Origin of the sequence: Rhizobium sp. SJZ105 (assembly GCF_007828365.1) — a bacterium.
GTDB classification, from domain to species: Bacteria; Pseudomonadota; Alphaproteobacteria; order Rhizobiales; family Rhizobiaceae; genus Agrobacterium; species Agrobacterium tumefaciens.
Genome location: NZ_VIUP01000003.1, coordinates 118,476 through 139,897, shown reverse-complemented (window position 1 = coordinate 139,897; position 21,422 = coordinate 118,476). Strand labels below are relative to the sequence as shown.

The window sequence follows — 21,422 nt, the reverse complement described above, 5'->3', positions numbered from 1 at the left end:
CACAAGGAGGGAGATTAGCAAGAAGCGCTACCGCCACTTTATTCTTAAATGTTGAGATGGCCGAGACCTCGCCTCAGGTCGATCTCCCTCCTTGTGGGGGAGATGCCCGGCAGGGCAGAGGGGGGTAAGCCCCACGCGCAAAGGGGAAACCTAAACCCGCCCTATCGCCCCGGCCATCTGATAAAGCGCCAGCCCCGAAGCCGTCCCCGCATTCAAACTGTCCAATTGCGGCGACTGCGCAATCCGGGCGGTATGGAACCGAGACAGTACCGATTGCGGCAACCCCTCGCCTTCCGTGCCGATGACCAGCGCCATGCGCTCCGAACGTGGAATATCGCGAATCTCGGTCTCGCCATTCGGCGAAAGGCTCCAGATCGCAAAACCGGCCTGCGAAAGCCGCTCCAGCATCTGCACCGCACCACCGCCGCGATGATAGGGAACTGAGAGAACAGAACCGACGGACACCCGGAGCGCCTTGCGATAGAGCGGATCGCATGAAGTCTCGTCCAGAAACACCGCATCGGCATAAAAGGCCGCGGCGTTGCGGAACATCGCACCCAGATTGTCGTGGTTGGAAATGCCGCAGCCCACCAGCACCAGCGACGAGGCGGGGAGCGCGTCCGTCAACCCGTCCAGCGTAATGTCACGCACCCGGCGGCCGAGCGCCAGAATGCCGCGATGCAGGTGAAAACCGACAATGCCATCCAGCACCGGCGCTTCCGCCACATAGACCGGCACATCGGGCGGAAAATCGGCAAGGATATCCGCGACGCCGGAAAGCCGGTTCTTGAGGATGAGAATGCTTTCCGCCGCAAAGGCACCACCCGCCTTGTGGGCGGCGGCCAGCATGCGCAACACAACCGTGCCTTCCGCGATGAAACGGCCCTGGCGACCGGTGAGATCACGCTCGCGAATATCGCGAAAGGCGGCAATGCGCGGATCGGCCGGGTCTTCGACCGGGATCAGAGCCCGACCGTCCAGGAGCGCTTGCGCGCCCGCCGGATCAATATCCTCACTGGGCATCGACCGTCACATCGGCGAGAAACCGGCCGGCCGCGACGTTGAAGACCAGCGCCTTGCGGGTGCCGTTGGCAAGCTTGCCGTAAAACAGCATGTCACCGCCGGAATAGCTGACATTGTCGATTGTAAAGCCCTGCGGCAGGCTGGCGGTCACGGCAAGCGGTCCGTTGCCGGTGGGAACCGCCAGATTTTGCGGTACGCTCTGCGTTACAACGGTTTTCGATGGTCCTACCGCCTTGTAGACAACCGCGCCGAACACAGCCATAAGGCTGATGAACATCACGGAGCCCGACACGATCTGCAAACGGATCATCTTGCGGCGAACTTTATCCATGGCCGGATCAAGCGGCTTGTCTTCCTGTTCGTCTTGCTCGATGTGCGTCATCGGGTTCCCTAGAATGCTGATTGATCGGAAAAATAAGAATGAACGACCCCTTTAAACAAGGCGGAGACGCAAGGAAAGTCCTGATTGCCGGCGAAGACGCCGAAGGCCGCATCGATGTGTGGCTGGCGGGCGAAGTTGGCGGCGATCTGTCGCGCAGCCGCCTGAAAGCCCTGATCGAGCAGGGTGCCGTTTTATTGAACGGCACGCCGGTGACCGAGCCGAAAAAGAAGGTGCACCCGCACGACCGCGTCGAGATCGTCATGCCGGAGCCGGAAGACCCCGAACCCAAGGGCGAGGATATCCCGCTCGATGTGGAATATGAGGACGACGACCTGATCGTGCTCGTCAAACCCGCCGGTCTCGTCGTGCATCCCGGCGCCGGAAACTGGACCGGAACGCTGGTCAACGCCCTCATCTATCATTGCGGCGACAGCCTCTCCGGCATTGGCGGCGTGAAGCGCCCCGGCATCGTGCATCGGCTGGACAAGGAAACCTCCGGCGTCATGGTCGTGGCGAAAAACGACAATGCACACCGCCATCTCGCCGCGCAATTTGCCGATCACGGCCGCACCGGCCCGCTGGAACGCGCCTACAAGGCCGTCGTCTGGGGCCGACCGCGCACGCTGCGCGGCACCATTGACGCCGCACTCGGCCGCGGCGCCGACCGCACCAAACGCGCCGTCAAGCGCGAGGACACGGACGATGCCCGCGAGGCGATCACCCATTACGAGGTTATGGAACGTTTCCATGAAAAGGCGGATGCGTCCTGCCTCGCCTCGATGGTGGAGTGCCGCCTGGAAACCGGCCGCACCCATCAGATCCGCGTGCACATGGCCCATATCGGCCATCCGCTGATCGGCGACCCCGAATATGGCGCGGCCTTTCGCACCAAGGCGAACCTGCTTGAGGAACCGGCAAGAAGCACCGTCAACCGCTTTCCGCGACAGGCGCTGCATGCCTATCTCCTGGCCTTCGAACACCCCCGCACCGGCGAGGTGATGGAATTCGAAACAGACATGCCTGATGATATGGAAGAACTGCTCGTCGCCCTGCGGAGCTGAAAATGCCGCACGGCGAGGTCAAAAAAACCACGCCGTGCATCTTGCCGGAAGCCACGGAAAATAAAAAGAGATTAGCGGATAGCGATATTCCCCACATGGTCTTTCTTGTAGACCGCCCCAATTCCGCTTCAATCGTCGCACCTCTTCGAACCCCGGAAAGCTTGAAATCGTCACCGCGAATGCCGTGGCCGGACCTCTGGCTTGCCGAAAGACAGACGTTGCAAGGAACGCCGTTTTATCCGCAGAGCTGAACGGAACCGGCATGACGACGGGATCTATCGCGCATGAACACCGATGAACGCCAGTTTATCTTTCAGGAATTACGAAGCGTCGAAGGCTATATCGACCCACCCGACGCGCTTGTCTTCAAGGCGCTGCTGCAGGCGCAGACAAGGGACGGCCTGAAGGGCGGCATGGCGGAGATCGGCGTCTATTATGGCCGCTCCTATTTTCTGCTGCGCAAATTTGCGCAGCCGCAGGAAAAGGTTCTGGGCGTCGACCTGTTCGAACTCGACCCACCCTCGGACGGAAGCCTCGACCAATATGACCGCCTGATGGAAAACGGCAGGCGGTTGGGTTTTGCGATGGATGAGGACTTGATCATCAAGGGCGACAGCACCCGGCTCGCACCCACCGATATTACGTCGCGGACCGGTCCCGTCAGGTTCTTCAGCATCGACGGCGGGCACCACCTGCACCATGTGCTGGCGGACGCGAAACTGGCGCTGGAGGTGATCGCCCCGTACGGCGTCATCGTCTTCGACGATACCTTCAACCCCGCATGGCCGGAAGTGACCGTTGGCGTCGCCGATTTTCTGCGCACCCACGGCCACAGCCTCGCCTGCTTCGCCATGACGAAATACAAGACCTATGTCTGCCGCCGGGAATTTCACGCTGTCTACGCGGACGCGATTGCCTCTGGCCCCGACTTGCAGACACTCGATCATGTCGAAACGGAGTTTCTCGGCTCCCGGGTCGTTCGCCTGCACAACCCCACCCGCCGGCGGGTCATGTATGAGTTGATGGTGCGCTCCGGTCTCGGTGGTTTTTCGGAACGAATTTACCGTTCGAAAGTTAAACAGGTCAAAGAAGGTGTCGCCGGGACATAACGCATGTGTGAACGCTGTGTTCGCTTGAAACGCGGCGGGTGCATACATATTTGTTACGTGGGTTCGTGCGGGGTCGGTAACGACCCGCCACTAGCGGTGTGCCTTGGGCGAGTAATCGCCAATCGATGAGGGTGCCGTTCCAGACCATAGATAAGGGGGTGCTTTATGGCCCGCAATAGTTTGCCTACAATTACGGCCGGCGAAGCCGGTCTCAATAGATATCTCGACGAAATCCGTAAATTCCCGATGCTGGAGCCGCAGGAAGAGTACATGCTTGGCAAGCGTTACGCCGAGCATGGCGACCGCGACGCCGCTCACAAGCTCGTCACCAGCCACCTGCGCCTTGTTGCCAAGATTGCCATGGGTTACCGCGGTTACGGCCTGCCGATTGGCGAAGTCGTGTCCGAAGGCAATGTCGGCCTGATGCAGGCGGTGAAGAAGTTTGATCCGGAACGCGGTTTCCGTCTGGCCACCTACGCCATGTGGTGGATCAAGGCTTCGATCCAGGAATATATCCTGCGTTCGTGGTCGCTGGTGAAGATGGGTACGACTGCCAACCAGAAACGCCTGTTCTTCAACCTGCGCCGGCTGAAAGGCCGTATCCAGGCGATCGACGATGGCGATCTGAAGCCGGAACACGTCAAGGAAATTGCCACCAAGCTGCAGGTTTCCGAGGAAGAAGTGATCTCGATGAACCGCCGCCTGCATGGCGACGCATCGCTGAATGCGCCCATCAAGGCATCCGAAGGCGAATCCGGCCAATGGCAGGACTGGCTGGTGGACGACCATGAAAGCCAGGAAGCCGTGCTGATCGAGCAGGACGAGCTGGAAACCCGCCGCCGCATGCTGGCCAAGGCCATGGGCGTGCTGAACGATCGTGAACGCCGCATCTTCGAGGCCCGCCGCCTTGCCGAAGATCCGGTGACGCTGGAAGAACTCTCATCCGAGTTCGATATCAGCCGCGAACGCGTGCGCCAGATCGAGGTTCGCGCCTTCGAGAAGGTTCAGGAAGCGGTGCAGAAGGAAGCCCTCGAAGCCGCCCGCGCATTGCGCGTTGTGGATGCGTAAGGCTCGGTCTTTTTGAGAGGGTGGGGCTGAACTTATCGGCTACGTCATCTTCGGGCCTGTGCCGAGGATGACTGCGGAGTAATTGGCTCGACTGCCATCCCCTCTCACTCCCCTTCGTGTCCGGCGTGACGAAAGAGTGAGATTCTTTGCCAGTAAATTTCTCAGCCCGCAGATCGCGAGATCTGCGGGCTTTTTATTTGCAAGACATAAAGAAGAAATGAGGGACCGGCTTTAGCCGATCCCCAAGATCATCACTGACCGGTCGCGGGCTTTGCAGCCGCCCATTCGCGCAGCGCCGTGTCGAAGGCGGCGATGCCGTCATTGCCCTTTTGCAAGGTCAAAAGCGCACGGCGGCCGTTACGGTAGGAAACCGGGATGTCGATCCAGTTGCGGCTCTTCAGCAGCTCCAGATTGGTCTTCATCGCATCCGGGAAGTCGTTAAGCGCGATCATGTGGAAATCGTCGGTGATCTTGGCCGGAACCGCGATCAGGGCGTTACCACGATCCTGCTCCGTGCTCTTCATCGCGATACGCTGGACGCTGTCGATCGCGCCGCCTTCGAAGCCGGGCGAAACCGAGAAGACGATCTCGATCAGATGGCTTGCCGGAAGCGAAGGATCGGTGTTGCGCTTGAAGGTGATGAGCGCGCTGAGGCCACGGCCGGGAACCGTGATCTGGCCCTGCACCGTTGCGGACGGACGACCCTCATTGTCGTTCTCCTGCTGCAAGGACCAGGAAACGCTGCCCTGAATGGCGGTCGGAACCGTCTGGCCCAGCACTTCCTCGTAGAGGAACATGCGGTCGCCCGTGGCGGCAGCGACCGCAGCAGGCGGCTGTGCCGGCGGCGTACCAGCCGGAGTACCCGCAGCCGTATTGGCCGGAGCCTCGCCTGCAGGCGGCGGCGCAACATTCTGCTCATAGACCGACTGGCCTTCCGCCGTGACGGGCTGGCCATTGGCGCCCGGCGCCGGCCCCTCGTCGCGCTCGGTCCCGTCGGCCAGAAGCCGCTGGGTGAACTTCGTGCCGGTGACGGACCCGTCATCGGCATGCGGCTGCGCCTGATGATTGGTGGGGCTTGTCGTCGGCTGCTGCCCGCTGGCGGGCGGCTGCTGGGCAACTGGCGGTGTGGATGTCGGCGTCTGCGCCGTATTGGCTGGAGGCGTCTGGGTGCCGCCATCCTTCTGTGCCGATTGCACCAGGCCACCGACCATGTCGTTCAGCGCATCACGGTTCAACCAGAGCGCATAACCACCACCGGCAAGAAGCCCGGCGCCCACAAGCGCAAGCACCAGCGAGGCATAATTCCGGCGCGGCTTCTTCTTGACCATGTAAGCGGGCGTCGCGGCACCAGCACCGAGAGCGGGCATTTCGTTCGTCGTTGCCCGGCTGGAAGATGACGCGCCGTCATAACCGATCAGCTCGTCCAGATCGTCCCAGGGCGTGCGCTCCTTGTTGTCCTTGGAGGCACGGTCATCGAAGGGATCGTTATCGGCGCGCGGCAACGCAGGCGTGGCCTTCGGCGGGATCGCGAGATCCGTATCCTCGAAATAGGACGAGAAGTCCTCGACGACAGCAGCCTTTTTCGGGGCTGTGTCTTCGGTCTGCCGGGGTTCGGAAAAATCGTCGTGCCCGCCAAAAATCGGATCGTGATCGGCAGCAGCGCGGTAACCGGCAGGCTCGTTCCCGTCGCGCAGCTCAGGCTCGAAGCTGACATCCGGGGCCTGATAGTGCTGCGCGGAATAACCGGCGACGACGGAATGGTCGTCCCTATCGTGGCGCACTTCGGCCTCGGCAGCCGGGCGAACATCCTCGTCCTGCGCTTCTTCGAGCTTGCGCCAGTCATCCTCGTCAACCGGCTGCGCCCAATGGGGCGGCACGGAATCATCGGCATGGGGGGCCGCCGCTTCAGGCGCGATATCGTCAACGCGCTCGTCCTCCGGCTGATAGGCCGGCTCTTCATGCGCGCGGGTGAAATAGGTACCGGCTTCCTCGTGAGGACCGGCTTCATGAACCGGCGCGACACGGGCCGGTTCGGGTGCGTCGTAAAGCTCCTCCGGCTCACGCGCGCCGTAATGCTGCTCCTCATGCGGGATCAAAGCGGCGACGGGTTCCTCGGGGAGAGGCTCCTCTTCGCGGGCCGGTTCTTCATAAACCGGCTCTGGCTGGACAGGATAAACCGGCTCCGAATGTGCGGGCACAACCGGAGCAGGCTCTTCCTCCACCGGCTCGTACCGCTCGGCGGCATGAACCGCAGGCTCTTCGGCAACGTCCTGCGGATGATAGACAGCATCCACCTCTTCCGCCACGGGGGAGAAAGCATCATCCTCCTCCAGTGCCGGCAAGGCCTCGGCATATTCACTGTCCACCTCGGCTATGGCGGCGTCCAGCTTGGCGATCTGCCGGCGCAACAATTCTTCCGGCGGACGTGGCTTCATATTCTCGAGCTGGCGCACAACCGCACTGCGCGCCTTGTCGTAAACCTTCGCCCGGTTTTCGGGAGTATTGTTCGCCAAGCCATCCACGGCCTTGCGAATGACTGCTACAAAATCCGCCATAAGCACTTTCTCGTCGTGACCGGCGACGTACCGGCCCGATATGGTTTATGAATCTAGATCGCCGAGGACATTAGTCCTCAAACGGATCAGTCACAAGTATGGTGTCGTCACGCTCCGGACTTGTCGACAGAAGCGCGACAGGCGCCCCGATCAGTTCTTCCACCTGACGGACATATTTAATTGCCTGAGCAGGCAAATCCGCCCATTTTCGGGCGCCGACGGTAGATTCTTTCCAGCCTTCCAGCGTGACATAGATCGGCTCGACACGAGCCTGCGCACCCTGGCTTGCGGGAAGATGATCGATTTCCTGCCCGTCGAGCTTGTAGCCGACGCAGATTTTCAGCTCGTCCAGACCGTCGAGAACGTCAAGCTTGGTAAGCGCGATGCCGGTTATGCCGTTGGTGGCGACCGACTGGCGCACCAGCGCTGCGTCAAACCAGCCACAACGACGCTTGCGGCCGGTGACAGTGCCGAACTCATGGCCCTTTTCGCCCAGGAACTGGCCGATTTCGTCATGCAGCTCGGTCGGGAAAGGACCTTCGCCAACGCGGGTCGTATAGGCCTTGGTGATGCCGAGAATATAACCCAGCGAACCCGGACCCATGCCCGAACCGGCAGCGGCCTGACCGGCAACCGTGTTGGAAGAGGTGACATAGGGGTATGTGCCGTGGTCGATATCGAGCAGCGAGCCCTGCGCGCCTTCGAACAGGATGCGCGCACCGGCGCGGCGCTTCTTGTCGAGCAGCAGCCATACGGTTTCGCTGAACGGCAGGATGCGTTCTGCAACCGAGCTCAACTCTTCCATGATGGTTTCATGCGAAACTTCAGCAGCGCCGAAGCCGCGACGCAGCGCATTGTGATGCGTCAGGATGCGATCGACCTTGGCGGACAGCGCCTCCATGTCGGCCAGATCCATGACGCGGATGGCGCGGCGGCCGACCTTGTCTTCGTAGGCCGGGCCGATGCCGCGGCGCGTGGTGCCGATCTTGGTGCCGCTGTTGGAGGCGGCGTCTTCGCGCATGCCATCAAGTTCGCGGTGCAGGGAAAGAATGAGCGTGGCATTGTCTGCAATGCGCAGGTTTTCCGGCGTGACCTTCACGCCCTGCACTTCCAGACGGCCGATTTCAGCGATCAGCGCATGTGGATCGACCACGACGCCGTTGCCGATGACGGCGAGCTTGCCGGGTCGCACGACGCCGGAAGGAAGAAGCGAAAGCTTGTAGCTGATGCCATCGATGACAAGAGTATGGCCGGCATTGTGGCCGCCCTGATACCGCACGACGACATCTGCCCGCTCGGACAGCCAGTCGACAATCTTGCCTTTGCCTTCGTCGCCCCACTGCGAGCCGACCACCACAACATTCGTCATTTCTTGCTTTCCTGCTCATGGCGCTTGCGCGCCCGATAACCCGATGGGAAACCCAAACCCGCGAATGTATACTGCGTTGTTTTACGGAAAGCGACCCTGTTTCTTATGGTGAATTTTGCTTTTTCCGTGACAAAACGTCGAATTCCGCATTATCTCGCCCCGTGGGGGGACAAGCGCGGACACAAGGCCGCTATTCACCCCTTAGCCTTTTCCCGCCCCTTGAAGAAGCGAAACATCAGCGTGCCTTCGAAAGCCTATCTCGCCCTCATCATCGCCACGCTCTGCTGGGGTGGCAATACCGTTGCCGGAAAGCTCGCCGTCGGCCACATCAGCCCCATGGCGTTTACCTTCCTGCGCTGGGTTTTGGCCGTCGCCATCATCTTCGCCATTTCCGTGCCGCAGCTCATCAAGGACTGGCCGGTGGTGAAAAAACGCCTGCCTTACTTCTTCGTGCTCGGCAGTATCGGTTACACCGCCTTCAACGTCTTTCTTTATACCGCGCTTCAGCACACCTCCGCCATCAATGCCGCCGTCATCCAGGCGGGCATTCCCATGGTCATATTCGTGCTGAACTTCATCCTGTTCCGCACTCGCGTGCTGTTCGGCCAGATCGCCGGTTTCTGTCTTACCATTGCCGGCGTGGCGCTTCTCGCCTCGCATGGCGATTCGGTCTCGCTGCTGCAACTGGAGATGAATGCCGGCGACGCCATCATGCTGCTGGCGGTGCTGGTCTATGCCATCTACACCGTTATCCTGCGCTGGAAACCAATCGTGGACTGGCGCACGCTGATGGCGATCCCAGCCTTTTTCGCCCTCCTCACCTCAGTCCCGCTGGTCTTTTGGGAAATCTCACGCGACAACGTCGTCTGGCCCGATCAGAAGGGTTGGGTGCTGGTGGTCTATGCCGCCATCTTCGCGTCGCTCATAGCCCAGATCCTGTACATCAAGGGCGTGGAGCAGATCGGCGCCAACCGCGCCGGCCTTTTCATCAACCTCGTCCCCGTCTTCGGCACGCTTCTCTCCGTCATCGTCCTCAGCGAAACCCTGCATCCCTACCAGATCGCGGCGCTTGTGATGGCACTGGCCGGCATTGCCGTGGCGGAACGAAAAAAATCGCCGGCTTCCTGATCCCGTAAGGGTCTGGAAAACCGGCGCAGTCTGGCAGGCATGAAAAGTTAGGGTTAGAGCGCGGTTTCGCGCTCAACCGGAGAGAAAGCGGCGTTGCCGAGCACGATATCGCCCTTGTCGGTGGTGACAACAAGCACCTTTTCGAGCGATCCGTCATCATCAAGCAAAAAGGCAAGGCGCAGTGCTGCGGAAGACCAGCCGGCACCGGCCAGTGCCGTGCGCTTGATCGCGGCACAATCGCCACAATCATTGGCGCTTACCGAAGGCGTTGCCGGAACATCGGCTGAAAAGCCGGAGAAATAATCATCGAGTGCGCCCATGGTGGCGTTCACATCGCGGTTGACGCGCAGCAGTTCATCGCGGCGTTCGCCGGTCAGCGGCGCGGCAATCGTCGAAACGCACTGGCCGGCGGACAGAACGCAGCCATCAAAACCGCCGGGCGCCGAAATACCGATCTGTGTTACGGCGCTCTTTTCGGCTGCGGCAAAGCTGCGGGCAAAACCGGCGGCACCAGCCGCATCGGCATGAGTGGACATGGAAGCAATGGCAATTCCGCAGATGGCGGCAGCAATAATCTTCTTCAGCATTTTCATACCCCGTTTGACGATCCGCCGGCTTGTGCCGGTCTCGATTTCTGTTTTCCGCAGCGGCCCCGTCCTTGCAGGTTGTCCGCTCCTTGTCTGTGATCCCACAATGGCACAGCACTGTTTTCAGCCGCTTTAAGCCGATTGCTACAATTTTATCGGTTTTCATTTTTGTACAGGGGGCAGGCTCTCCGGAAACATAGCCCGCGCCCGTCGCCCCGAAACCGAGGCAACGCTTAGAAGCGATAAAGGGGCCGCATCGCTGCGGGAGTATCAAATGGTGTAGTAGGGTTTTGCAGACGATGCGGCCCCGGCTTCAACATGTGACCCGCCCGCCAAACCGGTTCCTGTTTGGAGGATGAGCACATGCCGGCCGCCTCAACCGTGACATCGGGAAACTCCCCGGTTTTGGCCGCCTGCCCCGCCCACCTTGCGCCGCGCGCACGCTGGATGACCGGGATGGGATAAGCATAAGCGGCTTTGTGAGACCGGGGATGTGCGGGGATGCCGGCAATGCCATTTCCGGAAAAAAACGCCACTTACCCCATGGTTTTGCCGCATCCCGGACACAGGAATTTTCAGCGGGTTAACAAGCGCTTGATCGGCGGCATTTGAATTAACCTTGTCTTAAAACCCGACGTTAATGGTTAGCAATTTAAGAATAGCGGAACGAAAGGGTTCCGCGATGCGTGGCGTATTTGCCGTTGTTTTACTGATGACTGTTCTGGCCGGTTGCGCAACCGCACCGTCGCAGGTCACCAATGCCTGTGCGATTTTCGAGCAGCGGAACGGCCTCTTCAACAACTGGCGACGTGACGCGAGGGCAGCCGAACGGGAGTTCGGCGTGCCGGTGCCGGTGATGATGGCAACGATCTACACCGAATCCGCCTTCCGCCCCTATGCCCGCCCGCCGCGCACCAAACTCTTCGGCTTCATTCCCTGGACGCGCCAGTCCACCGCTTACGGTTATGCCCAGGCGCTGGACGGTACATGGGAAGTCTACAAGCGCGAAACCGGCCGCTGGTCGGCAAGCCGCACGGATTTCACCGACGCGATCCATTTCGTCGGCTGGTATCACGCCAAGAGCCGCCGCGAAAACGGCATTGCGCTGAACGATCCCTATAACCTCTACCTCGCCTATTATTCCGGCCATGCCGGTTACGCCAAGGGAAGCTGGCGCAACAATTCCGCCGTTCAGAAAGCCGCCCGCCGCTCCGCCAACATGGCGCTGCGTTACGAGGCGCAGTTGCAGCAATGCGGATATCGCTAAGGCGGGTGTAGCAGGATCGTTCTGCATGGATGCGATGCGGAAAGGCGGATCACCTACCTTCACCGTCACCCCGGACTAGATCCGGCATGACGGTGAGGAAGGAGGCCGGGCAGAAAGCTACCCTCCATAAGGCGCCAGAAACTCCCGCACCGCCTCGATCTCGTTCGAACGGATTTCATGCCCGCCCGGATGCCACACCGTTTTCACCGTGCCGCCCTGCGCTTCCAGGCTCTTTTCCAGCGCCTTCGTCAGCGGCACCGGGCAGATGGGATCGCGTTCTCCGGCCGTGATCAGCACCCGGCGCGAGGATTTGGCCGCAGCCGCCTGCGGCTCGAACGGGATGAGCGGATGCATCAGCACGGCGGCATCAAAAAGCTCCGGCTGTTCGATCAGCACATTTGCGAGAATATTCGCGCCGTTGGAAAAACCGAGACCGATAACCGGACCAGCCTGATAGTGCTCCCGGTTGGCTTTGACGAAATCCGCCAGCTTGGCTGTTGCCCGCTCTAGATCGGCCATGTCGTAAACGCCCTCACCCGTGCGCCGGAAAAACCGCGCAGCGCCATGTTCGGCGACATCGCCGAGCGGCGAGACAATCGTGGCATTCGGCAACAGGCCCGAGCCGAAATCGAAGAACTGGTTTTCATCACCGCCGGTGCCGTGCAGCACGACGAAAAGCGGTGCACCCGCAACGCCGGCACGGGATTTGTGGAAATATGTGTCTTTGGTCATTGGATAATCCTTTCTGAAAGGAGAAATGCAGCGATACCGAACTCACTCTGCCGCAAGGCATTGGGCATCACATGTCGAGCGAGAGGTTTCAGCGTGTCGTCTTCTCCCCGGACGGGGAGAAGAAAAGAGTGGCTAACGTTTCGCCAAAGGATGGCCAGGTCCGATAGGGTTAAACCGCCTTCTCGTCACCCAGCGGCTCCAGCTGCTTTTCCAGCTGGGCGCGCAGATGCGCGTGCTGGGTCGGCAGCTTCAGCGCCTCGCCGAGATGCGCCGTGTCCTCGTCGCGGTCGAAACCGGGCTCATTGGTGGCCACTTCGAACAGCACGCCGCCGGGCGTGCGGAAATAGATCGCCCAGAAATAATCGCGGTCGATCACCGGGGTCACCTGATAGCCCGTATCCATCAGCGCCTTGCGGACTTCGAGCTGCTTTTCGCGGTTTTCGACCGCAAAGGCGATGTGGTGCACCGAACCCGCGCCGAGGCGCGCGCCGGAGATGTTCGGCATGGTTTCGATGTCGATGACATCAGCACCGTTGCCGCCGGGCATGCCGAGACGCAGCACGCCATCCTGGCGGTCCACTTCCTCATAACCCATGAACTTCAAAAGCTCGGCGGTTGCCCCTTCGTCACGAAGGCGCAAGGAGGCGCCCTGAAAACCGTGGATCGCCTGATCCGCACTGACCCCATTGCCGGTCCACTGCGAACGGGCATCATCCTTGATCTCGACCAGCGCAAAACCATCACCATCGGGACCTGCAAAATGCAGGCGCTTGTTGCCGAATGCCTCGTCAGCCTTCAGACCGTCCACGCCCGCCTTGGAAAGACGATCCTGCCAGTAGCCGAGCGAGCCTTCCGGGACGGAAAACAGCGTTGTGCCCACTTCGCCGGTGCCGGGACGACCACGGGCAATGTGCGGGAACGGAAAATAGGTCATGACGGAGCCGGGCGTGCCGACCTCATCGCCATAATAGAGATGGTAGACATCCGGCGCATCGAAATTGACCGTCTTCTTCACCCGGCGCAGGCCGAGCGTATCGGTGAAAAAGCCGTTGTTCTGGCGCGCACTACCGGCCATGGAGGTGACGTGGTGCAGGCCCTTAATCTGGTTCAACATGATAAACCCCTTTTCGCCTTGGCGGCCCGTCAATCGGGCCAGCCGTGTTCATGGCGTGAAGATGGGGTAAGAAGTGCTGCGGGCATAGACCGGCAACAGGAACGGATTGTTCCCGATTGGTGAACGATAAAACCTACTGTTCAACTCAGTCGATAGAGGCATGCCTCAATGATCGTCGGCGAGGCCCATGCTCCAGTAACCGACGGCGCGCAGCGACGCTTTCGGGAAGGAAATCTCATCGGTGAGGAAGGATTTCGCCGCCCTCGCCTCGGACTTCTCGCAGGCGACGAAAACATGCAGGCCGTCATGCTCGCCCGTCCAGGCATGGCCGCGCAACGCCTGTTCGATAAGGCCCGATGTGCCGGCGGGCTTGCCGCGACGATAAAGCCATGTCCATTCGACATTGGCGGCGCAGACGATCTCCTGCCGTTCCGCCTCGTTGTCGATCTCGGCATAGACGCTGAGCGTCTTGCCAACAGGCATTTCCGCCGCCATGCGCAGCATCACCGGCAGCGCGGTCTCGTCGCCGGCAAAGACGTAACGCTCCGCTTCCGGGCAAGTGCCGCTCGGACCGATGATGCCGAGAACGTCGCCCGGCTTTGCCGTCGCGCCGAAATTTGCGCCCGGCATGTCATCGCCCTCATGCATGACGAAATCGATATCCACCTCACCGCGGCCAACATCGCCGGAGCGGATGGTATAGACGCGCCGCGTCAGAAGATCGTCGCCCGACGGCCAGACGATCGCGCCGGTGGGCGCGAGGTAAGGCCAGACCGCAGCGCGCGCCTGATCGGGAACGAGCAGCAGGCGAACATGCATGCCGCCGGTGACAAGCCTTTCAATACCGCTTTCGACGGACACCACGAGACGGCGCATATGCGGCGTCAGATTATAGGCGCGGGCAACCTTGCCGACGAAGAGATTGGGTAGCTCGCGCTGATAGGCGCCGTGTCCGCTCCAACGGAAATCGAGTCCCGTCTTGCCGGAAAACTCAACGATATGCTCAGCCACCATGGCCTTGACCGACGTCAATATATGTTCCGAAACGCAGCTTACCCGGGCGGCGAACCGGCCACCGTCGGCGCTGAAGCTGCCATGGCCATATTCCGCCTTGAAACGCACCGTCGTCCCTTCCCGCTCCATCTCCATATGCTCCGAAAAATGATCCTCGAAAGCATCGACGATCGATGCGGGATCGGGCAGCGAGACAGAGGTTTCTGCAGACAGGAGAGACACGGGCACAAATCCTTCACTTTGTAGTCGAGTATTCTTAAACCGGACCCGACTGCGCTGTAAAGATGTTTGCTGCACTCCCCGTCATGCCCGTCTTGAGCCGGCATGACGGAGGAGGCTGGAAGGTTGCTTAAGCAGTTTCCGGCAACTGCCAGTCGATAGGCTCGCGGCCATGGGATACCAGGAAGGCGTTTGCCTTGGAAAAATGGCCATTGCCGAAAAAGCCGTTATGGGCCGAAAGCGGCGAAGGGTGCGGCGAGCGCAGCACGAGGTGTTTTTTCTGGTCCACGAAAGCCGCCTTCTTCTGGGCATAGGAACCCCAGAGCAGGAACACCACATGCTCGCATTCGTCATTGACGGCGCGGATGACGGCATCGGTGAACTTTTCCCAGCCCTGTCCCTGATGCGAGGCAGCGCGCGATTCTTCCACCGTCAGCACGCTGTTGAGCAAAAGCACGCCCTGTTTCGCCCAGCTTTCCAGAAAACCGTGACTGACGGGGCGGATGCCCAGATCGCTCTGCAATTCCTTGTAGATATTGACGAGCGAGGGGGGAATGCGCACGCCGGGCTGCACCGAAAAGCAAAGCCCATGTGCCTGGCCAACCCCATGATAGGGGTCCTGCCCCAGAATGACGACCTTGACCCTGTCGAGCGGGGTCAGATCCAGCGCCCGGAAATATTCGGCACCCTTGGGAAAGATGTGCTTGCCAGCAGTTTTTTCGGCAAGCAGGAAATCTTTGAGCTTCTGCATGTAGGGGCTGGCGAATTCGGTGGAAAGAACACGTTTCCAGCTGTCTTCGAGTTTGACGCCTGCCTCTGCCATGTTGTGCCTCTTTGTTACTTGAACCGGTTGCCGCGCTGCAGCACTTCGATCTTGTAGCCATCCGGATCGCAAATGAAGAAATATTTCGCGAAAGGCTGACCTTTATGGTCGGCTTCGATGATCTTGCCCGGAGACAGGCCAAGCTCGATGAAACGCTGATGTTCGGCATCCACATCGGCAACGCTGACCGCGAGATGGCCGTAGCCGTCACCCAGCGCATAGGGCACTTCGCGACCCCGGTTGACAGTCAGCTCCAGCTCGAAATCGCCTTCGGCATTGCTGAGATAGATCAGCGTGAAATTTTCGAACTCGGCACGTTCCGCAATCTCAAGCCCGAAAGCCTGCTTGTAAAACTCCACCGAACGCTTTTCTTCCAGCACCCGGACCATCGAGTGGATCAGCTTGGCCATGGTGTTTTCCTTCTGCTTCTTATCTCGTCGTCGTCCGGTTGTGCTCCGGACATTGCGGACCAAGGGGATAAAGACAGAGTGCCGTGCTTTCAACCCTAAAGACGGATTAAGGAGCAGGGGAAACCGCCCGATCACGGCAAATGTGATGGCGAAACAGTTGGCGCATGACCTGGACATGCGGGCTTTCCGGTCAAAATGGCCCTTACATTTCGCCCCGCCGCTCTATCCTGAGTAGAGAACTCATGATACCGGCATATCCATGCGCCTTCTGTACCTCTGTCTTGGCTGGCTTATGGTCGCGACCGGCATCGTCGGCGCGTTTCTTCCCGTTTTGCCCACCACGCCATTTCTGCTGCTGGCGCTTTGGTGCTTTTCCCGCTCCTCACCGAAACTCGAGGCGTGGCTTCTGACCCACCCCCGATTCGGCCCGTCGCTTCGGCAATGGCGCGAACGCGGCGCAATTGCCCGCAAGGCAAAGATTGCGGCCCTGTCGGCCATGTGTGCGAGTTATGCCGCCTTCTGGTTCCTGAGCGACCCGCCGGCTCTGCGCGCGGCAATCGTTGCCGCCGTCATGCTCGGCTCTGCACTCTTCATCGTCACCCGGCCGGAAAGCTGAGGCGACATCACCTTTAGAGCCTTGTCGCATTTCCTGACGGAAAACCGGGTTCCACTTTTCCTGGAAATGCTCTAGCGATGCCTCGACTGCGGCAGCACATAAGGAATATGCCGCGCCGGCAGCCGTCCGACGACGCCGCCAATGCCATAGACCCTTGCAATCGTCTCGTCGCTGATCGTATCCAGCGATGGACCGCTCGCCGTTACCCGGCCGCCATGCATGACGATAAGTTGATCGGCAAATTCTGCCGCAAGGTTGAGATCGTGCAGGATGGCAAGCACGAGACCGCCGCCAATAGCGAAATCCCGCGCCGTTTCCAGCACCGCGATCTGGTGGCCTATATCGAGACTGGCCGTCGGCTCGTCGAGAAAGAGAGCCCGCACCTCGCCGTTTTCCACGGGATGCGGCACCTGGGCGAGAGCGCGGGCAAATTGCACGCGCTGCTGCTCGCCGCCAGACAGCATGTTGTAGGAGCGCTGCTCGAACCCGCGAAGCCCGGCCCTGGCGAGCGCCCGGCGGGCCTGCTCTTCCGGCGCGCGCGACCCTTGCGCGACAGCGCCCATTCGCACGATTTCGAGCGCGGTGAAAGGAAAGGCAAGCTGGGTATTCTGCGGCAGCACGGCACGGATGCGCGCAAGCTGAACCGGCGTAAACAACGGCAGGGCAACATCATTATAGGTCACTGAACCGGCCTCGGCACGCATCTCGCCGGACAGAACTTTCATCAGCGTCGATTTGCCGGCACCGTTCGGACCGATAATGACATTGACCTTGCCGGGCTTCAGATCGACGCAGACCTCGTCGAGCAGGCGGCGGCCGGAGCGGATGAGGGTGAGGTTTTCGGCCTGGATCATGACATGTTCCGCATGGAAAATCCGCCGCGGCCAAGCAGCAGGAACAGGAAGACCGGCGCGCCGATCAGCGCGGTGACCACACCGATGGGCAATTCCGCCGGTGCCGCAACCGTGCGGGCAAAACTGTCGGCGAGAAGCAGAAGTGCGGCCCCGCCAAGTGCAGAGGCCGGCAGCAGGAAGCGGTGCGATGGGCCAATGGCAAGCCGCAGCAGATGCGGCACGACGATCCCGACAAAACCGATGGAGCCGGCAGCCGCCACGCTTGCCCCGCAGGCAGCGGCAACGGCCAGAATGACGACTCGCTTCAGCCGCTGCACGGGAATGCCCATGTGAAAGGCCGCCGCATCGCCAAGGATCAGCGCATCCAGCCCCCTTGCGACAAAGGGAATGATGGCAAGTACGACGACGATGAAGGGCAAGGTGGCGAGAACCTTGGCAGGGGTGGCCCCACCAAGCGAACCGAGAGACCAGAAGGTGATGTCGCGGAGCGCCCGGTCATCGGCCACAAAAATCATCAGGCCGGTCAGCGCACCGCTGATCGCCGCAACCGCAATACCGGCCAGAATAAGCGTTGTCGTGGAGGTGGCGCCATCCCTTGTGGCAATGACGTAAAGCAGCCAGGTGTTCAAAAGCCCGCCGAAAAACGCCATCAGCGGCAGAAAATGCGGGCCGAAAAATACGGCGACCGTTGCGAGCGCACCTTCCCCAAGAGAGATTGCCGCAACCGCAAAAAGTGCTGCACCCGAGGTGACACCGACAATGCCGGGATCGGCCAGCGGATTGCGGAAAAGACCCTGCATCATGGCGCCCGAGACGCCAAGCCCGGCACCGATCAACATGCCGAGCGCCGTGCGCGGCAGTCGCACCGCCTCGAGAATGACTTTATCACGCGCATCGAGTTGATCCGCGCTGCCAGTCAGATAGGCCCAGAGTTCGGAAATGCCGACACCCGTGGGCCCGCTGACGAGCGACACGCCGCAGGCAAACAGCAGGATGCAAACGAGCACGGCAAGGGTAGCGACCCCCTGACGGGATCTGTCACCGGCAACCCTGCCCTCCGTGGAACTCAAGGCAGCAAGGCTCACGGCTTCACCACATCAGGGTAGAGCTTGTGCGCCAGTTCACGACCGGCGGCGGGCGTGCGCGGGCCAAAACCGATGAGGTAAAGCCCGTCCATGCTGATCAGCGCCTTCTCCGCAGCAGCCGGCGTGGACTGAAACGCGGGCAGCGCGAAAATCTCATCCGCCTTGCCGGCATGGTCGCCGCGCGCCATGGTCAGCACCACATCGGGCGCGGAGGCGATGACCGCCTCATCCGTCAACGGCTTGTACCCGCTGATTTCCTGCGCGGCATTGATGCCGCCGGCCATTTCGATGATCGCCGCCGCTTCGGTGCCCTTGCCCGCCGCCATGATGCGACCGCCGGCGCTGGAGAGCACGAAGAGCACACGCTTCCTGTTCTTTTCCGGCACGGCTGAGACGTCCTTGGCGAGCACATCAAGCCCGGCTTTGGTTTCCGCGGCCAATGCCTTTGCCTTGTCGGCAAGACCAACTGCCGCACCGACATCTTCGATCTTCCTGGGGATGGCGTCGCCGCTCGGCGGGGTATCGACGGTGACGAAAGGCACCGCACTGGCCTTGAGGATGGCAACGACATCCGCCGGGCCGGACCCATCTTCAGACAGGATGAGATCGGGCTTCTGCGACAGAATGCCCTCCGACGAGAGCGCCCGCATATAGCCGATATCGGGCTTTGACAGCACGTCCGCCGGATAGCTGCTGGTGCTGTCACGCGCAACGATGCGGTCGCTCGCGCCAAGCGCATAAAGGATTTCCGTTACCGTACCGCCGACTGCAACGATGCGTTTCGCCTCCGGATTGCCCTTGTCCGAAGCTCTAGCTCCGGGCGCGGTAACGGCGATGACGGCGGGCACGAGGGCGGCGAAAACGAACGAGCGAAGGCTTAAATTCAACATGACGCTATCCTGAAACACAAGCTGGCACGGGCGGATACGGGATTGCCCATCTTATTTAACTTGAGTTATTTGCACATGTTTATAGAAGGCGCAATCGATAAGTGGAGTAAAATTGTTCGCTTTATCGTCAGCCTCTTTCCATCCACGCTTCGGCTGGATATCCTGACTGCAACTGTAAACTTAAAGGGAGACTTCCATGTTTATCGCAATGAACCGTTTTCGCGTCGTACCGGGCTATGAGGATACCTTTGAATCCATCTGGCGCGAGCGTAAATCGCACCTGAGCGAGCTGCCGGGCTATATCGAATTTCACATGCTGAAAGGCCCGAAGGCGGATGACCACACGCTCTATGCATCGCACACCGTCTGGGCCACCAAGGACGATTTCCTGAGCTGGACCAAATCCGAACAGTTCCGCGCCGCCCATGCCAAGGCCGGTGAGAACCGTGGCAAGGTCGAATATCTTTCCGGCCCGCATTTCGAAGGTTTTGACGTCATCATCCACGAAGACAAGAATGGCGAACGCCGTTCGATTGCCGCCTGAGGCTCGCCTATGAGCATTGCAGCACAAAAGACCGATGACCGGCAGGCCCGCGCTGCCGCAGCACTTGCCGAAAAGCCTGACGGCATCGTGGAAGCCATTGCCGCCAAGGCAGAGGTGACATCAGCCGAAATTCTGGCGATCCTGCCGCAAGGTGCGGCCGTTTCGGCTGGTTCCGATCAGTTCGACGCGATCTGGAACGAGATGCGCGGCTGGGGCGAAGTCCTGATGATCGTCCAGACCGGCGATATCGTGCTGGAAGTGCCGGGCGACCTGCCAGAGGGCAGCGAAAGCCACGGCTGGTTCAACATCCACGGGGACAGCCCCATCGGCGGCCACATCAAGAAGGACAATTGCACTGGCATCACCTTCGTCGATCGCGGCTTTCACGGCCGACGCTCCTGTTCCGTCTGGTTCATGAATGCCGCCGGCGGCGCCATGTTCAAGATTTTCGTCCGTCGCGACGAAAACAAGGAACTGCGTGGCGATCAGCTGGCGAAGTTCGAAGCGCTGCGGGACAGTTTCCGTGGCTAAGTGAATGGGAGGCTGCTGGTGGTGGCCTCCCTCCTTCCTCATCAATCCGCGATGGCTCAGCCCCACTCGTGAGGAAACATTCACCGGTTCATCGCCCGTTCAGTGCCGTTTTTTATCATCCGCTGAAATTCGATCAGCAGCACGGAGCAAGCACCATGAACGACCGCCAGCCACTTCTTTCGCGCCGGAATTTCGCAGGGCTCCTCGCGCTTGCACCGCTTTTTGCAGCGGGCGGTGCGGCTGCCGCAACCGCAAGCCTGCGCGGCAGCGTTTCCTATCGCGAGCGGATCGCCCTGCCGCCGGGCGCGACTGTTACGGTGCGCCTCATCGATGTCTCGCTGGCGGACGCGCCTTCGCAGACGATCGCCGAAACAACCATACGCCCGCGTGGGCAGGTGCCGGTACCCTTCGTTTTGCGTTATGACGACCGCGACATCCGTGGCCGCCGCTCCTATGCGCTCAGCGCCGAAATCCGCGAGGGCGACCGGCTGCTCTTCACCACAACGCGCCGTTACTCGGTTCTGGCCGGTGGGCGTGACGACACCGATCTCGTTCTTGAACGGGTGGCGGCGGCTCCAGGCAGGCCGGAGCCGCAGGCTGGCATTGAGGGGCGCTGGCTGGTGCAGGAAATCCGTGGCGAAAGGGTTCGCGGCCGCCGCGAGGCAACGCTGGAAATTTCCCGCGAGGGCCGCGTTTCCGGCAATGCCGGCTGCAACGGCATCGGCGGCGAGGTGAAGATAAGCCGCAACCGCGTCGATTTCGGCCGGATGATTTCCACCCAGATGGCCTGCGCTCCTGACATCATGCGCCAGGAAAGGCAGTTCATCGAAGCGCTGGAAGGCGCCCGCTCCTTCCGGCTCGAGCCGCGCCGCGGCTCGCTGGAGCTGATCGACGGTCGCGGCCGCACGGCCATGCGCCTGCGCCGCGCCTGAGAGCGGTAACGGCAGGCGGCAACGCCTGCCGCCGCCGTGCTGGCCGTGGAACATTCCATGTCGCTTCCGGCACGGCGCGGCCCCTTTTCCCGTCTTATGACTTTGCTGC

At 60.8% G+C, this 21,422-nt stretch carries 23 protein-coding genes; 10 read left to right on the top strand and 13 right to left on the bottom strand.

Going from position 1 to position 21,422, the window contains the following annotated elements:
* Positions 1-150: 150 nt before the first annotated feature.
* Both FB593_RS12705 and FB593_RS12700 read right to left on the bottom strand, forming a co-directional pair.
* Positions 151-1,023, bottom strand: coding sequence for a TrmH family RNA methyltransferase (locus FB593_RS12705; RefSeq protein ID WP_113472906.1), 873 nt, complete (start codon positions 1,021-1,023; stop codon positions 151-153).
* Positions 1,013-1,405, bottom strand: coding sequence for a hypothetical protein (locus tag FB593_RS12700; RefSeq protein WP_003513978.1), 393 nt, complete (start codon positions 1,403-1,405; stop codon positions 1,013-1,015). The genes FB593_RS12705 and FB593_RS12700 overlap by 11 nt, the downstream gene beginning before the upstream one ends.
* A gap of 38 nt (positions 1,406-1,443) precedes the next feature.
* On the opposite strand from FB593_RS12700, the gene FB593_RS12695 reads away from it, so the two are divergent.
* The 4 genes from FB593_RS12695 to rpoH all read left to right on the top strand — a co-directional run bounded on the left by FB593_RS12695 (position 1,444) and on the right by rpoH (position 4,643).
* Positions 1,444-2,466, top strand: coding sequence for an RluA family pseudouridine synthase (locus tag FB593_RS12695; protein ID WP_080797816.1), 1,023 nt, complete (start codon positions 1,444-1,446; stop codon positions 2,464-2,466).
* Positions 2,467-2,468: 2 nt separating this feature from the next.
* On the top strand, positions 2,469-2,717 hold the full coding sequence (locus tag FB593_RS12690) for a hypothetical protein (protein WP_003513980.1): 249 nt from the start codon (positions 2,469-2,471) through the stop codon (positions 2,715-2,717).
* A gap of 33 nt (positions 2,718-2,750) precedes the next feature.
* Positions 2,751-3,575: a class I SAM-dependent methyltransferase gene (locus FB593_RS12685; RefSeq protein ID WP_112402913.1), complete on the top strand. Its 825-nt coding sequence runs from the start codon at positions 2,751-2,753 to the stop codon at positions 3,573-3,575.
* Between the two features lie 165 nt (positions 3,576-3,740).
* Positions 3,741-4,643, top strand: coding sequence for an RNA polymerase sigma factor RpoH (rpoH, locus tag FB593_RS12680; protein WP_003491840.1), 903 nt, complete (start codon positions 3,741-3,743; stop codon positions 4,641-4,643).
* Positions 4,644-4,894: 251 nt separating this feature from the next.
* On the opposite strand, the gene FB593_RS12675 is transcribed toward rpoH, so the two are convergent.
* Both FB593_RS12675 and FB593_RS12670 read right to left on the bottom strand, forming a co-directional pair.
* A complete protein-coding gene (locus FB593_RS12675; protein ID WP_186447915.1) occupies positions 4,895-7,198 on the bottom strand; it encodes a hypothetical protein in 2,304 nt (767 codons plus the stop codon).
* Between the two features lie 70 nt (positions 7,199-7,268).
* Positions 7,269-8,567, bottom strand: coding sequence for an adenylosuccinate synthase (locus tag FB593_RS12670; RefSeq protein WP_003513983.1), 1,299 nt, complete (start codon positions 8,565-8,567; stop codon positions 7,269-7,271).
* 240 nt (positions 8,568-8,807) lie between these two features.
* On the opposite strand from FB593_RS12670, the gene FB593_RS12665 reads away from it, so the two are divergent.
* On the top strand, positions 8,808-9,695 hold the full coding sequence (locus FB593_RS12665; protein ID WP_186447923.1) for a DMT family transporter: 888 nt from the start codon (positions 8,808-8,810) through the stop codon (positions 9,693-9,695).
* 53 nt (positions 9,696-9,748) lie between these two features.
* Here the strand turns inward: FB593_RS12665 and FB593_RS12660 are convergent, their stop codons facing one another.
* Complete coding sequence (locus FB593_RS12660; protein WP_013636741.1) at positions 9,749-10,282, bottom strand: transglutaminase-like cysteine peptidase; 534 nt, start codon at positions 10,280-10,282, stop codon at positions 9,749-9,751.
* Positions 10,283-10,964: 682 nt separating this feature from the next.
* Here FB593_RS12660 and FB593_RS12650 point away from each other — a divergent pair.
* Positions 10,965-11,549: a transglycosylase SLT domain-containing protein gene (locus FB593_RS12650; protein WP_013636743.1), complete on the top strand. Its 585-nt coding sequence runs from the start codon at positions 10,965-10,967 to the stop codon at positions 11,547-11,549.
* Between the two features lie 117 nt (positions 11,550-11,666).
* On the opposite strand, the gene FB593_RS12645 is transcribed toward FB593_RS12650, so the two are convergent.
* The 5 genes from FB593_RS12645 to FB593_RS12625 all read right to left on the bottom strand — a co-directional run bounded on the left by FB593_RS12645 (position 11,667) and on the right by FB593_RS12625 (position 15,861).
* On the bottom strand, positions 11,667-12,281 hold the full coding sequence (locus FB593_RS12645) for an alpha/beta hydrolase (protein WP_065658661.1): 615 nt from the start codon (positions 12,279-12,281) through the stop codon (positions 11,667-11,669).
* 169 nt (positions 12,282-12,450) lie between these two features.
* Positions 12,451-13,395 (bottom strand): VOC family protein, encoded by a 945-nt coding sequence (locus tag FB593_RS12640; RefSeq protein WP_003513996.1) that lies wholly within the window; start codon positions 13,393-13,395, stop codon positions 12,451-12,453.
* 165 nt (positions 13,396-13,560) lie between these two features.
* On the bottom strand, positions 13,561-14,637 hold the full coding sequence (locus FB593_RS12635) for a siderophore-interacting protein (protein ID WP_145166647.1): 1,077 nt from the start codon (positions 14,635-14,637) through the stop codon (positions 13,561-13,563).
* Positions 14,638-14,758: 121 nt separating this feature from the next.
* Entirely contained in the window at positions 14,759-15,451 is a 693-nt protein-coding gene (gene ung, locus FB593_RS12630; RefSeq protein WP_025594362.1) for a uracil-DNA glycosylase, read from the bottom strand.
* Between the two features lie 14 nt (positions 15,452-15,465).
* Entirely contained in the window at positions 15,466-15,861 is a 396-nt protein-coding gene (locus FB593_RS12625) for a VOC family protein (protein WP_003514001.1), read from the bottom strand.
* A gap of 259 nt (positions 15,862-16,120) precedes the next feature.
* On the opposite strand from FB593_RS12625, the gene FB593_RS12620 reads away from it, so the two are divergent.
* Complete coding sequence (locus FB593_RS12620; protein ID WP_003514002.1) at positions 16,121-16,477, top strand: YbaN family protein; 357 nt, start codon at positions 16,121-16,123, stop codon at positions 16,475-16,477.
* Between the two features lie 71 nt (positions 16,478-16,548).
* On the opposite strand, the gene FB593_RS12615 is transcribed toward FB593_RS12620, so the two are convergent.
* The 3 genes from FB593_RS12615 to FB593_RS12605 are packed head-to-tail and all read right to left on the bottom strand — an operon-like array spanning position 16,549 to position 19,306.
* On the bottom strand, positions 16,549-17,331 hold the full coding sequence (locus FB593_RS12615) for a heme ABC transporter ATP-binding protein (protein WP_019565087.1): 783 nt from the start codon (positions 17,329-17,331) through the stop codon (positions 16,549-16,551).
* Positions 17,328-18,416, bottom strand: a complete 1,089-nt coding sequence (locus FB593_RS12610; protein ID WP_112290296.1) for a FecCD family ABC transporter permease — start codon at positions 18,414-18,416, stop codon at positions 17,328-17,330. The genes FB593_RS12615 and FB593_RS12610 overlap by 4 nt, the downstream gene beginning before the upstream one ends.
* Entirely contained in the window at positions 18,413-19,306 is an 894-nt protein-coding gene (locus tag FB593_RS12605) for a heme/hemin ABC transporter substrate-binding protein (protein ID WP_038492086.1), read from the bottom strand. The genes FB593_RS12610 and FB593_RS12605 overlap by 4 nt, the downstream gene beginning before the upstream one ends.
* Positions 19,307-19,502: 196 nt before the next feature.
* Here FB593_RS12605 and FB593_RS12600 point away from each other — a divergent pair, with 196 nt between their 5' ends.
* The 3 genes from FB593_RS12600 (at position 19,503) to FB593_RS12590 (ending at position 21,313) form a co-directional block, all read left to right on the top strand.
* Positions 19,503-19,850: an antibiotic biosynthesis monooxygenase family protein gene (locus FB593_RS12600; protein WP_003514016.1), complete on the top strand. Its 348-nt coding sequence runs from the start codon at positions 19,503-19,505 to the stop codon at positions 19,848-19,850.
* Positions 19,851-19,859: 9 nt separating this feature from the next.
* A complete protein-coding gene (hutX, locus tag FB593_RS12595; RefSeq protein WP_013636749.1) occupies positions 19,860-20,381 on the top strand; it encodes a heme utilization cystosolic carrier protein HutX in 522 nt (173 codons plus the stop codon).
* A gap of 155 nt (positions 20,382-20,536) precedes the next feature.
* Positions 20,537-21,313 (top strand): YbaY family lipoprotein, encoded by a 777-nt coding sequence (locus tag FB593_RS12590; protein WP_145166646.1) that lies wholly within the window; start codon positions 20,537-20,539, stop codon positions 21,311-21,313.
* The last annotated feature ends 109 nt before the right edge of the window (positions 21,314-21,422 follow it).

What these genes read in the sequence shown, in the direction of transcription:
- ung (WP_025594362.1), bottom strand. Translation starts at nt 15,451, where the DNA reads ATGGCAGAGGCAGGCGTCAAACTCGAAGACAGCTGGAAACGTGTTCTT.
- FB593_RS12705 (WP_113472906.1), bottom strand. Translation starts at nt 1,023, where the DNA reads ATGCCCAGTGAGGATATTGATCCGGCGGGCGCGCAAGCGCTCCTGGAC.
- FB593_RS12625 (WP_003514001.1), bottom strand. Translation starts at nt 15,861, where the DNA reads ATGGCCAAGCTGATCCACTCGATGGTCCGGGTGCTGGAAGAAAAGCGT.
- FB593_RS12695 (WP_080797816.1), top strand. Translation starts at nt 1,444, where the DNA reads ATGAACGACCCCTTTAAACAAGGCGGAGACGCAAGGAAAGTCCTGATT.
- FB593_RS12600 (WP_003514016.1), top strand. Translation starts at nt 19,503, where the DNA reads ATGTTTATCGCAATGAACCGTTTTCGCGTCGTACCGGGCTATGAGGAT.
- FB593_RS12615 (WP_019565087.1), bottom strand. Translation starts at nt 17,331, where the DNA reads ATGATCCAGGCCGAAAACCTCACCCTCATCCGCTCCGGCCGCCGCCTG.
- rpoH (WP_003491840.1), top strand. Translation starts at nt 3,741, where the DNA reads ATGGCCCGCAATAGTTTGCCTACAATTACGGCCGGCGAAGCCGGTCTC.
- FB593_RS12670 (WP_003513983.1), bottom strand. Translation starts at nt 8,567, where the DNA reads ATGACGAATGTTGTGGTGGTCGGCTCGCAGTGGGGCGACGAAGGCAAA.
- FB593_RS12640 (WP_003513996.1), bottom strand. Translation starts at nt 13,395, where the DNA reads ATGTTGAACCAGATTAAGGGCCTGCACCACGTCACCTCCATGGCCGGT.
- FB593_RS12675 (WP_186447915.1), bottom strand. Translation starts at nt 7,198, where the DNA reads ATGGCGGATTTTGTAGCAGTCATTCGCAAGGCCGTGGATGGCTTGGCG.
- FB593_RS12620 (WP_003514002.1), top strand. Translation starts at nt 16,121, where the DNA reads ATGCGCCTTCTGTACCTCTGTCTTGGCTGGCTTATGGTCGCGACCGGC.
- FB593_RS12605 (WP_038492086.1), bottom strand. Translation starts at nt 19,306, where the DNA reads ATGTTGAATTTAAGCCTTCGCTCGTTCGTTTTCGCCGCCCTCGTGCCC.
- FB593_RS12700 (WP_003513978.1), bottom strand. Translation starts at nt 1,405, where the DNA reads ATGACGCACATCGAGCAAGACGAACAGGAAGACAAGCCGCTTGATCCG.
- FB593_RS12690 (WP_003513980.1), top strand. Translation starts at nt 2,469, where the DNA reads ATGCCGCACGGCGAGGTCAAAAAAACCACGCCGTGCATCTTGCCGGAA.
- hutX (WP_013636749.1), top strand. Translation starts at nt 19,860, where the DNA reads ATGAGCATTGCAGCACAAAAGACCGATGACCGGCAGGCCCGCGCTGCC.
- FB593_RS12685 (WP_112402913.1), top strand. Translation starts at nt 2,751, where the DNA reads ATGAACACCGATGAACGCCAGTTTATCTTTCAGGAATTACGAAGCGTC.
- FB593_RS12660 (WP_013636741.1), bottom strand. Translation starts at nt 10,282, where the DNA reads ATGCTGAAGAAGATTATTGCTGCCGCCATCTGCGGAATTGCCATTGCT.
- FB593_RS12650 (WP_013636743.1), top strand. Translation starts at nt 10,965, where the DNA reads ATGCGTGGCGTATTTGCCGTTGTTTTACTGATGACTGTTCTGGCCGGT.
- FB593_RS12645 (WP_065658661.1), bottom strand. Translation starts at nt 12,281, where the DNA reads ATGACCAAAGACACATATTTCCACAAATCCCGTGCCGGCGTTGCGGGT.
- FB593_RS12590 (WP_145166646.1), top strand. Translation starts at nt 20,537, where the DNA reads ATGAACGACCGCCAGCCACTTCTTTCGCGCCGGAATTTCGCAGGGCTC.